The sequence below is a fragment of the Erwinia sp. V71 genome, from assembly GCF_965644245.1.
Lineage (GTDB): Bacteria > Pseudomonadota > Gammaproteobacteria > Enterobacterales > Enterobacteriaceae > Erwinia.
Genome location: NZ_CBFFRK010000113.1, coordinates 1 through 14,280 on the forward strand (window position 1 = coordinate 1; position 14,280 = coordinate 14,280).

Annotated in this window: 12 protein-coding genes, 3 tRNA genes and 2 pseudogenes; 7 read left to right on the forward strand and 10 right to left on the reverse strand. The window is 51.2% G+C overall.

Annotation, left to right across the window (positions count from 1 at the left end):
* Positions 1-78: 78 nt before the first annotated feature.
* From ACSZO1_RS17995 to ahpF, 3 genes and pseudogenes are all read left to right on the forward strand, one after another.
* Positions 79-285, forward strand: a pseudogene (locus tag ACSZO1_RS17995) (LysR substrate-binding domain-containing protein); the annotation flags it as partial.
* A gap of 197 nt (positions 286-482) precedes the next feature.
* Positions 483-1,046, forward strand: coding sequence for an alkyl hydroperoxide reductase subunit C (gene ahpC / locus ACSZO1_RS18000; protein ID WP_437615065.1), 564 nt, complete (start codon positions 483-485; stop codon positions 1,044-1,046).
* 152 nt (positions 1,047-1,198) lie between these two features.
* Positions 1,199-2,764 carry an alkyl hydroperoxide reductase subunit F gene (gene ahpF, locus ACSZO1_RS18005; RefSeq protein WP_437615067.1) on the forward strand — a complete coding sequence of 522 codons (1,566 nt, stop codon included), beginning with the start codon at positions 1,199-1,201 and terminating at the stop codon, positions 2,762-2,764.
* A gap of 89 nt (positions 2,765-2,853) precedes the next feature.
* Here the strand turns inward: ahpF and ACSZO1_RS18010 are convergent, their stop codons facing one another.
* A complete protein-coding gene (locus tag ACSZO1_RS18010; RefSeq protein WP_437615069.1) occupies positions 2,854-4,803 on the reverse strand; it encodes an FAD-dependent oxidoreductase in 1,950 nt (649 codons plus the stop codon).
* A 20-nt stretch (positions 4,804-4,823) separates the two neighbouring features.
* Complete coding sequence (locus ACSZO1_RS18015; protein ID WP_437615071.1) at positions 4,824-6,074, reverse strand: L-lactate MFS transporter; 1,251 nt, start codon at positions 6,072-6,074, stop codon at positions 4,824-4,826.
* A 209-nt stretch (positions 6,075-6,283) separates the two neighbouring features.
* On the opposite strand from ACSZO1_RS18015, the gene ACSZO1_RS18020 reads away from it, so the two are divergent.
* Together ACSZO1_RS18020 and ACSZO1_RS18025 are read left to right on the forward strand one after the other, a co-directional pair.
* Positions 6,284-6,853, forward strand: a complete 570-nt coding sequence (locus ACSZO1_RS18020; RefSeq protein WP_437615072.1) for a PadR family transcriptional regulator — start codon at positions 6,284-6,286, stop codon at positions 6,851-6,853.
* A gap of 428 nt (positions 6,854-7,281) precedes the next feature.
* Positions 7,282-7,857 (forward strand): annotated as a pseudogene (locus ACSZO1_RS18025) (tyrosine-type recombinase/integrase); the annotation flags it as partial.
* A gap of 88 nt (positions 7,858-7,945) precedes the next feature.
* Here the strand turns inward: ACSZO1_RS18025 and ACSZO1_RS18030 are convergent.
* From ACSZO1_RS18030 to uvrY, 6 genes are all read right to left on the reverse strand, one after another.
* Positions 7,946-8,031: transfer RNA gene (locus ACSZO1_RS18030), tRNA-Leu, on the reverse strand.
* Between the two features lie 12 nt (positions 8,032-8,043).
* Positions 8,044-8,117: transfer RNA gene (locus ACSZO1_RS18035), tRNA-Cys, on the reverse strand.
* Between the two features lie 54 nt (positions 8,118-8,171).
* Positions 8,172-8,247, reverse strand: a tRNA-Gly gene (locus ACSZO1_RS18040).
* Between the two features lie 177 nt (positions 8,248-8,424).
* Positions 8,425-8,973, reverse strand: coding sequence for a CDP-diacylglycerol--glycerol-3-phosphate 3-phosphatidyltransferase (pgsA, locus tag ACSZO1_RS18045; protein ID WP_437615074.1), 549 nt, complete (start codon positions 8,971-8,973; stop codon positions 8,425-8,427).
* 71 nt (positions 8,974-9,044) lie between these two features.
* A complete protein-coding gene (uvrC, locus tag ACSZO1_RS18050) occupies positions 9,045-10,877 on the reverse strand; it encodes an excinuclease ABC subunit UvrC (protein WP_437615077.1) in 1,833 nt (610 codons plus the stop codon).
* The gene (uvrY, locus tag ACSZO1_RS18055; protein ID WP_437615079.1) at positions 10,870-11,529 is read right to left on the reverse strand and encodes a UvrY/SirA/GacA family response regulator transcription factor; all 660 of its coding nucleotides are present in this window, start codon (positions 11,527-11,529) and stop codon (positions 10,870-10,872) included. Before uvrY ends, uvrC begins: the two co-directional genes overlap by 8 nt.
* 440 nt (positions 11,530-11,969) lie before the next feature.
* Here uvrY and ACSZO1_RS18060 point away from each other — a divergent pair, with 440 nt between their 5' ends.
* Together ACSZO1_RS18060 and ACSZO1_RS18065 are read left to right on the forward strand one after the other, a co-directional pair.
* Entirely contained in the window at positions 11,970-12,194 is a 225-nt protein-coding gene (locus ACSZO1_RS18060) for a DUF2594 family protein (RefSeq protein WP_437615081.1), read from the forward strand.
* Positions 12,195-12,272: 78 nt separating this feature from the next.
* Positions 12,273-12,608 (forward strand): GlpM family protein, encoded by a 336-nt coding sequence (locus tag ACSZO1_RS18065; RefSeq protein ID WP_437615082.1) that lies wholly within the window; start codon positions 12,273-12,275, stop codon positions 12,606-12,608.
* Here ACSZO1_RS18065 and ACSZO1_RS18070 read toward each other — a convergent pair whose 3' ends face one another.
* Positions 12,609-13,223 carry an acyl-homoserine-lactone synthase gene (locus tag ACSZO1_RS18070; RefSeq protein ID WP_437615084.1) on the reverse strand — a complete coding sequence of 205 codons (615 nt, stop codon included), beginning with the start codon at positions 13,221-13,223 and terminating at the stop codon, positions 12,609-12,611.
* 122 nt (positions 13,224-13,345) lie between these two features.
* Complete coding sequence (sdiA, locus tag ACSZO1_RS18075; RefSeq protein ID WP_437615085.1) at positions 13,346-14,068, reverse strand: transcriptional regulator SdiA; 723 nt, start codon at positions 14,066-14,068, stop codon at positions 13,346-13,348.
* Positions 14,069-14,280 lie beyond the last annotated feature (212 nt).

The following is a 14,280-nucleotide window of genomic DNA, read 5'->3' on the forward strand; positions in this document are numbered from 1 at the left end:
ATAATACAGCTCAGCTAAGGTAAGGCTAATACAGCTAAGGACTCCACTGAACCCCACCGATTAAATCGCACCTTCCTCAGCCTGGTCGGTGCCGGGATGGGACTGGCCTTTCTGCCTCTTTCCGTGGCCATCAACAATAATCATAACGTGGTTTACCGGCACATCATCGGCACCGATATTCCGTGTGCAGAGCTGAACATCGCCTGGCGGGCAGGACGCAATCAGACGCTGGTGACGCATTTTGTGCGCATAGCGCAGCAAATCAGTGCCGGTGAAAGACGGTAAACAAGGTGCAAATCTGCGGTATCACCGCTACCCCGTCATCACTGACTGCCCTCACTTTCTGCTGGCACGAGTCAGCCTATAACCCGTCTTCTCTCCGTTGTTAGGTATTACTGATTGATTTGATACAGCAAACGCATTAGCCCGGCCAGGAGAAGTTAGTTACCTTAGCCTCCATCGAAAACACGGAGGAAGTACAGATGTCCCTGATTAATACCAAAATTAAACCATTCAAAAACCAGGCGTTCAAAAACGGCGAATTCGTCGAAGTCACAGAAAAAGATACCGAAGGTCGCTGGAGCGTCTTCTTCTTCTATCCGGCAGATTTCACCTTCGTGTGCCCGACCGAACTGGGTGACGTTGCCGATCACTACGACGAACTGCAGAAACTGGGCGTGGACGTTTACTCCGTTTCTACCGATACCCACTTTACCCACAAAGCATGGCACAGCAGCTCTGAAACCATCGCCAAAATCAAATACGCGATGATCGGTGACCCGACTGGCGCCCTGACCCGTAACTTCGAAAACATGCGCGAAGACGAAGGTCTGGCTGATCGTGGCACCTTTATCGTTGACCCACAGGGCATCATCCAGGCGATTGAAGTGACTGCTGAAGGTATCGGCCGTGACGCGTCTGACCTGCTGCGTAAAGTGAAAGCGGCACAGTACGTGGCTTCTCACCCAGGCGAAGTGTGCCCGGCGAAATGGAAAGAAGGCGAATCCACGCTGTCTCCTTCCTTAGATCTGGTCGGTAAGATCTAAACCGCATCTGCCCGGGCCTCCGGGCAACCCCGAACAAGGGTGAAATGGGCGCAGGTGCGCCCATTTGATTCCAACACCATGATTCAAGTTGCATTCAGGCGGCCCCAGCGAGGCAGCTTGCATGATGATGTTTTTTTACCAGGAGAGTAAACATGCTCGATACCAACATGAAAACCCAGCTCAAAGCCTACCTTGAAAAACTAACCAAACCGGTTGAGCTGGTTGCCACGCTGGATGACAGCAACAAATCAATCGAAATCAGAGAACTGCTCGCGGAACTTGCAGAATTATCACCCCAGGTGACCTTCAGAGAAGATAACAGCCTGGCGGTACGCAAGCCTTCGTTCCTGATTACCAACCCCGGTTCAGCACAGGGTCCGCGTTTTGCCGGTTCTCCGCTGGGACATGAGTTTACGTCTCTGGTGCTGGCGCTGCTGTGGACCGGTGGTCATCCGTCGAAAGAAGCCCAGACATTGCTGGAACAGATCCGCGAACTCGACGGCGATTTTGAATTCGAAACCTATTACTCGCTCTCCTGCCATAACTGCCCGGATGTGGTGCAGGCACTGAACCTGATGTCCGTGCTAAATCCGCGCATTAAACATACCGCGATTGACGGTGGTACGTTCCAGCATGAGATTACTGACCGTAATGTGATGGGCGTTCCGGCGGTATATATGAACGGCAAAGAGTTTGGTCAGGGTCGCATGACGCTGAGCGAAATCGTCGCCAAAGTGGATACCGGCGCGGAAAAACGTGCGGCGGAAGAACTGAACACACGCGAGGCTTACGATGTACTGATTGTCGGCTCTGGTCCGGCGGGCGCAGCGGCGGCAGTCTACTCGGCCCGTAAAGGGATTCGCACCGGCCTGATGGGTGAGCGTTTCGGCGGCCAGGTGCTCGACACCGTGGACATTGAAAACTACATCTCCGTGCCGAAAACCGAAGGTCAGAAGCTGGCGGGCGCGCTGAAAGCGCATGTCAGTGATTACGAAGTCGATGTGATTGACAGCCAGAGCGCCAGCAAGCTGATTCCGGCGGCGCAGGAAGGTGGTTTACACCAGATTGAAACCGCGTCCGGCGCGGTGCTGAAAGCACGCAGCATCATCATTGCTACGGGTGCAAAATGGCGCAACATGAACGTTCCGGGTGAAGACCAGTATCGCACCAAAGGTGTCACCTACTGCCCGCACTGCGACGGCCCGTTGTTTAAAGGGAAACGTGTGGCGGTGATTGGCGGCGGTAACTCTGGCGTGGAAGCGGCGATTGACCTCGCGGGTATCGTCGAGCACGTGACGCTGCTGGAATTCGCACCAGAAATGAAAGCGGATCAGGTATTGCAGGATAAAGTGCGCAGTCTGGGCAACGTGAATATCGTGCTGAACGCGCAGACTACTGAAGTGAAAGGCGATGGCAGCAAAGTCGTCGGCCTGGAGTATCGCGACCGCATTAGCGGCGACGTGCACAACGTCGAACTGGCGGGGATTTTTGTCCAGATTGGTCTGCTGCCAAACACCACCTGGCTGGAAGGCGCAATTGAGCGCAACCGCATGGGTGAGATCATCATCGATGCCAAATGCGAAACCACCGTGAAAGGCGTTTTTGCGGCTGGCGACTGCACCACGGTGCCGTACAAACAGATTATTATCGCCACGGGCGAAGGCGCGAAAGCGTCACTGAGTTCGTTTGATTATCTGATTCGGACTAAAACAGCATAAAGCGATGATGTTACCGCTTTTACCCTGACGTAACCGTTCTCAGGGGACAGCCGGGTGGCCCACAAGCACACCCGGCCGTTCAGCGCAGGTCAGATATCCAGCGCGGCATGATGCCCCTGATATACCGCAGTGGTAATCGTCGAGACTTTCACACAGTCACCCACCTGTGACACTAAAGGTGCGCAATCCCAAAGTTCTTCGACAATATCGCGTCTTGAGCGCTGACCCAGCGCGCATATCACGCTGCTGCCCGCGACAAGATGACTTTTCCCCTGCCGATCTTCGCACATTACGCCAGCATGACTCACTGCCGTGGCTTTGTGGTTCAGGAACACCTCGATACCTGATTTTTCAATCTCAGCTAATAATAATGGCCGATGGCGTACGTTCGCATCAGGAGACAATTCGCCATTCATTTCCACTAATTTCACCTTCTTATGCTCACGGGAAAGGTGTATTGCCACTTCACACCCCGCCAGTCCGCCACCTAAAACCACCACATCATCACTGATGTCCTGTTTATGGTGGTGATAGTCATTAATCAATACCACCTGCTGGCTGTCCAGCCCGGGGATTGGCGGACGAAGCGGCTCCGAACCGGCGGCAATAATAATCACATCCGGCGCGATGATATCAGCAAAGGCACGGTCGACCCGCGTGTTCAGACGAATATCCACCCCCGCTTCTGCACACAAAACGCCCAGACTGACACCCAGCTGGTACATCTCATATTTAAAGGGTATCGCCTGCTCGCCAATAAGAATGCCACCCACCTCGTCATTTTTGTCGCAGAGAATGACGTCATGTCCACGACGTGCCGCGGTTAATGCGGCCTGCAGCCCTGCCGGGCCGCCCCCCACTACCAGCACTTTTTTCTTCTTACGGGCGGGAAGGATTTCCATACCATCCAGCTCACGACCAATTATCGGATTCACGGTACAGCGGCGCGTGGCGGTTTGCGCCCGTTCGGCCATACAGGTGTAGCAGCGCAGGCAGCGGATAATACTGGCATCATTATTGATCACGACTTTTTTGGGCAATTCAGGATCGGCCAGTAAGGCTCGCGCCATCTCGACAATATCCGCTTTTCCCGAGGCAATAATCTCCTCCATCATTTGCGGGTCGTTCAGACCACCAATGGTCGCAACCGGGACCGAGACATGCTTCTTAATCGCTTCCGCCAGCCAGACATTGCTGCCGTGCGGTAAAAACATCGAGGGATGCGTGACACCAAATCCGCGCTGGTAAGTACCGGCGGAAACATGGAGCAGATCGATACGGCTTTCCAGCTGCTGCGCGATATTAATCCCTTCTGCAAGATCGTAGCCACCCTCAAACAATTCGGAGCCACTCATCCTGAATTCAATCGGGAAACCGGGCCCCACCGCCTGACGAATGCTGTCCAGCACCTCCTGCGCGAAACGCACGCGGTTTTCAAGCGAACCGCCATACTGGTCAGTACGATGATTAAAATAAGGCGACAGGAACTGGTTAATCAGCCAGCCATGACCACCATGCACCATCACCATCTCAAATCCGGCTTTTTTCGCCAGCGCGGCTTTTTCACCGTACGCGTCGACAATCTCCTTAATCAGTTCAACGGTCAGCTGATGCACCTCTTTGCCATCAGGACGCGTGAGCTGGCTGGGCCCCCATTGAAACAGTCCCTGCTTTTTATTTTTGTCCGTTAAATAGGTTCCCGCATACTGCCCTGAATGCGACAACTCGACACTGGCAATCGCGCCATGGCGGCGAATGGCGTCCGCGGTATAGGTAAAACTGGCCAGCGAGCCGGGTGTTTGCAAATCTAAATGGTACATATGCGAGCCTTCTGTCGCAGGATGCACCACCAGTTCGCTGACGGTGACACTTGCCACGCCACCTTTCGCCCGATACTCATAAAAAGCGGTCGAGGCCGGGCCAATAGTACAATCAGCCGTAATATCGGTTCCCCCCATCGGGGCGCCAAACATTCTGTTTCTGAAATAAACATTGCCGATTTTTATTGGGCTGGATAAATGCGGGTATTTTCTTTTCATATAAACACTCGGGATAATGATTAATTATTTAAAATCTGTTGCGGCTGACGGCGGCTGGCCACGCGATACACCCAGGTCAATAGCAGACCGGTCAGGCAGAAACCAATACCGATTAAAAATGCATGCTGATAACTGCCTGTGGAGTGAAATACAGCAGTCATGATTGATGGGCCGGCAAATCCGGCAATAGCAAAACCGGTAAACATAATGCCGAAATTAACGCTGTTATGTTTTGCACCAAACTGGTCGGCGGTAAAGCCCGGAAATACACCCATAAACGCACCAAAACATGCCCCGACAATCGAGATGCTGGCATAAAACAGGCTGACATCCCCCTGACCCGAAATATACAGGCCGTAAAGTCCGGGAAGCGAAATTAAACAGGCAAGAGAGAGCGTATTGATTCTGCCTATTTTGTCTGAGATGACACCGGCAAAAATACGGCCCAGCACATTAAACAGTGCCAGGGTAGAAACCGCTATCGTCGCTGACGAAACGGACATACCCACCATATGCTGAGCCAGCGGAGAAGCCAGCGCAATACACATTAAGCCCGCCACAGCACCGCAGGTAAGCAGTATTATCAGGACATAAAATACCGGCGATTGCAGCATCTCCCGCCAGTTCTTATTCACTGCTGGGAACGCCTGTCTTTTTTCATCTGGCTGCCAGCCAGCCGGTTTATAACCCACCGGGCATTTATCAACAAGGAAGGCACAACCACAGATCACCAGCATAAATGCCAGTCCAATTATTTTAAACGAGGCAATAATACCCATCTCACTAATAATCAATGCGGCAATCGGCGGGATAATCACCGAGCTAATGCCAAACAAGGCGGTAGTGAGTCCGCCAACAAGGCCTCTGCGGTCAGGGAAAAATTTAATCGAATTACTGATCGTCGCACCGTACACCATTCCCAGTCCCAGACCAGTTACGATGCCGTAAGACAGAATTAAGTGTTCCAGTTGGGTGGCAAAACCCGAGAAATAGATCCCGCCGCCAAACATCAGCCCCCCCACCAGAATGACAAAGCGGGGGCCAAACGTATCATTTATTTTTCCTCCGGTGATCATCGTGACAGGGCCAACAGAATTAGCGACAACAAAAACACGTGCTAAATCCGCTGCTGATAAAGGTGTTTGATTGATCTGGCTGAGATATTCAGCCATCGGAGCAGAAAAAACACTCCACGCATACATTGAACCGACGCATAAATTAATAAAACAACTTGCTAACAATATTAACCACCGCCTTCTTTCATAATTCACGATGACACCTCAGATAAAGTTGATTAACTTTTTAGAACAACGCAAACACATTTAATTAACAGCCTGCGTGCTCTCGATGAGCTAAAGATAATCACCCACAAACAAACATGTCAATATTTACATGTTTGTATTTATGCACATATCCGGATGCATCACTGTTTATTGTTGGCAAACCGTCGGTTTGCTATCCTCGAAGCACTTTTATCGCAGTGGAAAAATTTATGCGTGTGCTCAAATACGCCATTCTCGGTTTGCTGAACAGACAGCCGATGACCGGTTATGACATTGGAAAGGAATTTAACTACGAACTGTCCGAGTTCTGGCATGCCAAACATAGCCAGATCTATACCGAGCTGAAACGCCTGCATGATGAAGGGCTGGTCACCTATGACATTGAAATCAGCGGCGATATTCTGGAGAAAAAACAGTACAGCATTACCGAAAAAGGTGAAGCTGACTTGTTAAAATGGTTGCATAAAGATGAGCTGATTGAAAAAACGGCTAAAGATGTCTTTCGCGTTCGCATGTATTTCTCCAGTTATATCGATCTTACCTCCCGCATCAAACTGCTCGAAAGTCAAAAAATGCAGCACCGTCGCCGCCTGAATCAGTTACTCAAAACGGCAGAACAGTACGATGGCGTCCCCTCCCCCGACAGCGACCGTTTTGGTGATTTCATTGTGCTGGAAAGTGCCATTATTCGTGAGGAAGGCATTCTTGCCTGGATAGAGAAGTGCATCACTTACTGCACCGCAGGGATAGAAGCCAAAAAATCGTAAAGCAACCGCCTCTGCTCACGGAGTAGTGAGACACGTTTGCGGATTGACCATTACAGCCGGCATTCCTGGTCCATAAAGTGGTCGTTAACTGGAAGCAGCCACGACGCATTTCCTTTACTTTTTCAGTCAGGTGGCAATGACACCTGATAAGGGAAGTGGTTTTCGTCAGTTGCCGCTGATGCCGTGCCTTGCTTCAGAAAGTGAGAGCCGTTAAGCGAACTGCAGGGGGTGTGTCGTCCCTGAGCATGAATCGACCGGACTGTGATGAGTCTGATTAGGGAAGGTGCGATTAATTCGATGGGAACCATTTTTTCGTCCTGTCATCGTATGGTAAATGAACAAAGAACCGCCCAAAACACTGAAAACGATAGATGAACGGCAATCATTGTAGTCATGAACAGAACTTTGAATGATTAAATCGCACCTTCCTTAAGCAGTTTAAAGAGGTTGCGCGTGACCGCTATGTCACGAACGTGGAATATGACGCGCTTTACAGCGTAGCGCCACCAGTGGTGAAAATTGCGATGGAGCTGGCTTATCTTTGTTGTGCCCGCCAGGCGGATGTCCTTGAAATGAAAAAAAGCCAGTTCATGGATGAAGGGATATTAATTAAGCAAAGCAAAACCAGTGTTGCGCAAATTAAGGCATGGAGTCCGAGACTGGAAGGTGTAATCAAGTCCGCATCTTCCCTGCCCTTAAACAAAGGTATGAGTACAATTTATGTCATCCACCAGCCAGCTGGCTCCAAATATACAAGGGATGGCTTTAACAGTCGCTGGATGAAGGCAAAGCAGGATGCAAAGGAAACCTTCCCTGACATTGATTTCGATTTCACATTTCATGACCTGAAAGCGAAAGGTATATCTGATCTGTCCGGAAGCATATACGAAAAACAAGCCATATCTGGCCATAAAAATGTCGAACAGACAGCCAGGTACAACCGAAAGATTGCAGTCGTTCCGGTGGTCGGCGGGCAGGAACCGAAGAAGAATATTATGAAGTGATATTATGAAAAAATACTAAAAGCAAAAAACCGCCTTTCGGCGGTTTCTTGTTTCGGCTGTAAGTGACTGTCTTACAAACCATTTGTAATGGTACCCGGGGCGGGACTTGAACCCGCACAGCCATAAGCCGAGGGATTTTAAATCCCTTGTGTCTACCGATTTCACCACCCGGGCAAAGGTGTAAATTGGAGGCGCGTCCCGGAGTCGAACCGAGGTAAGCGGATTTGCAATCCGATGCATGGCCACTCTGCCAACGCGCCTTAATTCTTGCTGCCTTTTCAGGCCGTTAACAGAATACTTCTGTTAACCAGATTTGGAGCGGGAAACGAGACTCGAACTCGCGACCCCGACCTTGGCAAGGTCGTGCTCTACCAACTGAGCTATTCCCGCATTTATCAGCGCTTTATTGTTTCGGTTAATCTGATGAATTTACCGAACCTGCTGATTTAATTTATCTTCTGGCGCCTTAGCTGCCGTTCGATGCGTTGCATTCTACTGACCTGAGGAAATGAGTCAATAAAATTATCCTCACTCCGTGTCCGTTTGCTGCTTTTTAAGTCGCATCGATCACCGTTCAAACAAATCGCCGCGCGCTGCGCTCAAATATTGAAACATTGACCAGAATGTCAGCACCGCTGCAATGTACAATGCGAACACGCCGATGCCTTCCACCAGCGCATCCGGGCGCCACAGTAACGCAAACAGCGCCAGCATCTGCGCAGTCGTTTTCACTTTGCCAATCCATGACACCGCCACACTGCTGCGCTTTCCAATTTCCGCCATCCACTCACGCAGGGCAGAGATAATGATTTCACGCGCAATCATGGTCGCCGCCGGCAACGTGATCCACCAGGCATGGAAATGTTCGGCAATCAGCACCAGCGCTATCGCCACCATCACTTTATCCGCCACCGGATCAAGGAACGCACCAAAACGCGTGGTCTGCTTCCAGCGGCGGGCGAGAAAACCGTCAAACCAGTCCGTGACAGCTGCGACAATGAAAATCAGCGCGCAGGCCAGCGGCGCCCACTGAAATGGCAGATAAAACGCCAGCACGAAAAATGGGATCAGGATGACACGAAACAGGGTAAGCCACGTCGGAATATTAAATTGCATATGCTACGGTAACTGTCTGGCCGGAGTAGAATTTACCTGTATGTTGCTACATTGCACCCCGGTATTCAATGCTAGTGTTTGAGCGAATGGTAGATTTTTTCTGCCAGCGCATGGGAAATCCCCGGCACTTTGGCGATTTCATCCACCGTCGCGGCCATCAACGGTTGCAGTCCGCCCATATACTTAAGCAGCTGCTGGCGGCGTTTCGGCCCGATCCCTTCAATCAATTCCAGCGCACTGGTGTTCTTCACTTTGGCGCGTTTATTACGATGTCCTGTAATTGCATGATTGTGAGAGTCGTCACGAATATGCTGTATCACATGCAGTGCCGGCGAGTCTGGCGGCAGCGAGAATCCTTCCCCTTCTGGTTCAAAGAACAGCGTCTCCAGCCCGGCTTTACGGTCACTGCCTTTTGCCACACCCAATAAGATCGGATGCTGTTTGTCCCACGGCACATCCAGCTCGGCAAAGACATTTTTTGCCTGTGCCAGCTGTCCTTTACCGCCATCAATCAGGATGACATCCGGGATTTTCCCCTCTTCCAGCGCTTTACCGTAACGACGGCGCAGCACCTGGTTCATTGCCGCATAATCATCGCTAGGGGTAATGCCGCTGATATTGTAGCGACGATATTCGGCGCGCAGCGGCCCATTGCTGTCGAACACCACGCAGGATGCGATAGTCTGCTCGCCCATGGTATGGCTGATATCGAAGCACTCCATGCGCCTGATTTCCGGGATATCGAGCGTCTCCGCCAGTGCAGCCAGGCGTTGATGAATCGTCGACTGCTGCGCCAGACGCGTCACCAGCGCCGTCGCGGCATTGGTGCGCGCCAGTTTCAGGTAGCGAGCACGGTCGCCACGGGGTTTGCTCTGAATATTGACCCTACGCCCGGCCAGTTCGCTCAGGGAATCGGCCAGCAGCTCGCGCTCCGGCAGTGCGAAGTCCAGCAGGATCTCGCCTGGCAAGGTACGCGCCTCACTGCCCTGCAGGTAGAACTGCCCGACAAAGGTCTGCACCACTTCGGCCAGCTCGGTGCCACCCGGTACTTTCGGGAAATAGCTGCGACTGCCCAGCACTTTCCCCTGACGAATAAACAGCACGTGCAGGCAGGCCATGCCGGCATCAAAGGCGACGCCAATCACATCCAGATCGTCCCCCTGATTGGAGACGAACTGTTTCTCCGTCACCCGCCGCACCGCCAGAATCTGGTCACGCAGGCGAGCCGCTTCCTCAAACTTCAGCTCGCTGCTGGCTTTTTCCATACGTCCTACCAGCAGATTCAGTACCTGATCGTCTTTCCCCGACAAAAACAGGCGCACATATTCAATCTGCTGTGCGTACTCTTCTTCACTCACCAGTCCGCTGACGCAGGGGCCAAGGCAGCGACCGATCTGGTACTGCAGGCAGGGACGCGAACGGTTGCGGTAGACGCTGTTTTCACACTGGCGCACCGGGAAGACTTTCTGCAACAGCGCTAAGGTTTCACGCACCGCATAGCCATTGGGGAAAGGGCCAAAATACTCCCCTTTGGCATGTTTGGCGCCACGGTGCATCGCCAGCCGCGGATGTACATCCGCACTGAGGAAAATATAGGGGTAGGATTTATCATCGCGCAGCAGGACGTTGTAGCGCGGCTGGTAAAGCTTGATGTAATTGTGTTCCAGCAGTAACGCTTCGGTTTCTGTATGGGTAACAGTGACATCAATCTGGCTGATATTGCTGACCAGCGCTTCCGTTTTGCGGCTGGCCAGGTTGCCGCGAAAGTAACTGGACAGCCGTTTTTTCAGATCTTTGGCTTTGCCAACATAGATAACCGTACCGCCTGCATCATACATCCGATAGACGCCCGGCTGGCTGGTGACCGTCTTCAGGAAGGATTTGGCATCAAAAACATCATTCACTGCTAATCAACGACTCCGCATTAAGCATGCCATGACGAATGGCTAAATGCGTTAACTCAACATCACCGCCGATATTCAGTTTACTGAACATGCGGTAACGATAGCTGTTAACCGTTTTTGGGCTGAGATTCAGCTGCTCGGAAATCTCGGTGACTTTCTGCCCTTTGGTGATCATCAGCATAATCTGTAATTCGCGCTCCGACAAACAGCTGAACGGCGATTCCGCTTTCTGCGGCTCAATCTGGCTTAACGCCATCTGCTGGGCAATGTCGGACGCGATATAGCGCTGACCGGCATTCACCGAGCGGATAGCGCTAATGACTTCCTGTGGCGCAGCGCCTTTGCTCAGATAACCGGCCGCGCCAGCCTGCATCACTTTGGCGGGTAACGGATTTTCGGTGTGGATGGTGAGCATGATGATTTTGATATCCGGACTGAAGCGCACGATTTTGCGCGTCGCTTCCAGCCCACCGATGCCGGGCATGTTCATGTCCATCAGCACCACATCAACATTGTTATTGCGGCACCATTTCACGGCATCTTCGCCGCAGTTGGCTTCACCGGCTACCCGCATGCCTTTAATATCTTCCAGTATGCGACGGATCCCTGCGCGTACCAGTTCGTGGTCATCAACAAGAAGAACGCTGATCAAAAGGATCTCTCCACAAAGGTCGAAGGTAAAAGAAGAATACACAGGCTAATTTAACGCCTGATGTTACTCTTTTTTCGTTCAGGAATGAACATAAATCGCCACTTACTGTATCAATATTGTTCGAAAAATGATGATGAAATAATTACCAATAACAGAAGTAAATTCTTATATGAGTTAATTATCAGTTCATTTATAGTTAATTAGTGCGGTATTAAATATATAAGAAATGCAAACAATTCTATCACAATCAACATCTTAAAGTAATAACCTGCGTTATCATTGATGCCAGTGTTAATAATCATTACCCAGGTGTTTACATTATTTCACTTTCCGGCTGTAGTGCTGCGTTCGCCCGGCACAGGTTATGGTATACTGGCATCACTTTTTATTCACATAACCCGCGGATTATGTGAGAAATAAATCCCACGCAGGAGACACACATGAGTCAGAACGACTTTTCAACCTCTGAAGACACCCAGGCACTGGCACACGAAGTCGCCTGCCTGAAAGCCATGGTTACCCTGATGCTGAAGGGAATGGGCCAGGCAGACGCAGGAAAAGTGATTGTGAATATGGAGAGATACATCGCACAGCTGGAAAATCAGCAACAGGCTGGCATCTACAGCAACACTATCCAGCAGATTAAAACCGCCTATCGCAATTAACGATTTTCATGGCAAGCCCATTGCTTTTAGCCGCCAGCTGGTTCACTTTAGCGTTTCTGACAACTGACTGAGCTGACAATGGGCTTACTTATCAAGGTAATACTTGGCGCCGCCGTGGTGCTGTTGATCGGTTTACTGGCAAAAACACGCAACTACTATATTGCCGGTCTGATTCCCCTGTTCCCGACCTTCGCGCTGATTGCCCACTATGTCGTGGTCACAGAACGCGGTATTGACGCACTGCGCACCACCATCGTCTTCGGCATGTGGGCCATCCTGCCCTATTTTGCCTACTTGCTTTCCCTGTGGTATTTCGTCGGCGTGATGCGCCTGCCCTACGCCTTCGGCAGCGCCATTCTCTGCTGGATTGTCGCTGCCTGGTTACTGATTACACTATGGACTCGCTGGGCCTGATTAATGTTCGCGCGTGTGCCAGTTCACTGAAACGCCCAGTGACGGCAGTACCTCTTCCGGACTAAAGCGCCGCGCGCCCTGATATTTATCCGCCAGCACCGGTTGCACCACCGGGATCTTCACCGCGAACAGATTATCTTCGGTATGAATCAGCCCCGGCGTCAGCGGTTCATAACTGACCTGATGCTGTTCAAACATTTTTTCCAGCATCGGCGTCGCGGCGCTCACCACGTGCTGAATACCGGCATTTTCCGCCATCTGCAACGCATGCCATAAAATATGCAGCGGCAGCTCTTTATCAATTTCCAGACGTGCCGAAAAACGCGACATGTCCCAGGTCGTGCTGGCGTCAAAAGGCACCGCCACCCCTTCCAGAATATCGGTATCCTGCCACGGCATCAGCCGGACGCAGCCACTGATACCATGCTTCGCGCTCCAGGCAATCAGCCATGTCACATCAGAACGATCAAAACGGTCATACTCCTGACCCGGCGTGCGTAACCGTGACGGAATCGACCAGCCCTCACCGCGGGCAAAAACGTTATAACGGTAACTTCCCAATTCTGCCAACAAGGAGGATGGCATATCCTTAAGCTGAGTTTGAATTATCTTCATCACTATCCCCTGTAGCATTCCCTCGTCGATACCGTGCCTCTGGGCACAGCAGGTATAACCCCGGCGCAGGGTAGACAACCGATTAGCGAGATGTAACTACCAAAATTGGTAGTTGCGTTTTTCTAAAGCAAGCCTGTCGCCGCAGCGTAACAGGCCAGCTGCGTTTTATTGGCGACGTTAAACTTTTTCTGCATATTTTTCTGATGAAAATTAACGGTATGCTCGGAAATTCCCAGAATGAGTGATATTTCCGCCGCGGTTTTTCCCTCCGCAGTCCATTTCACAATCTCCAGCTCGCGCTCACTAAAAAGCATATCGAGCACCAGCATGGAGCGATCTTCAAGGCGCAACAAGGTTTGCAAATACAGCTCCGTCAGATGCTGAAGTTTCATTTCAAACAGCGGGCAAAGCCCGATAGTTTTTAACGAAATGCGCGACGAAACTGACAATATGCCGATGGCACGGTTAGTTGCCATTATAGAACATGAAAAACCCGCCCGCAGGCCAAAATCTTTTGCATCACGCCACAGCCGTTCACAACCGGCGAAAAGCTCATCACACCACTGCACGATTCTCCCCGGGCAGTGACGCATGCGCACCACCGGGTCGATCTCGATAAACTTTTCCCGGCGATAGTGGCGTAACCAGCGCGCGGGAAAGGTGGTGAACAGATGGGTTTCAGGCCGGGTAAAAGGCACCGGATGCTGAATAAGTAGCGCAAAATAATCAAAACCCAGCCGTTCAATTTGCTGCTGAACAATGTGAAGCAACTGAGCCGTTTCAGTGACTGAATGGAAAAATGCGCCAACTTCTCCGCGCCAGCTGAAATAGTTTTCAGACGTCATTAATGCCTCATTGAGGCGCGCTTTCCTGCGCCGCATGTCTGCTCATAAATTAACGCTGCAAAAAATGAACCGATATTAGAAATATCAGTCATTGATACCCTGGATTGCCTAAGGAAGGTGCGATTTAATCGGTGGGGCGCGAATTCAGATAATAAGTGCAACGCTTGGTCATGTGGATGGAGGGACGGTTAGCTACCGATAAGCTATCCTGC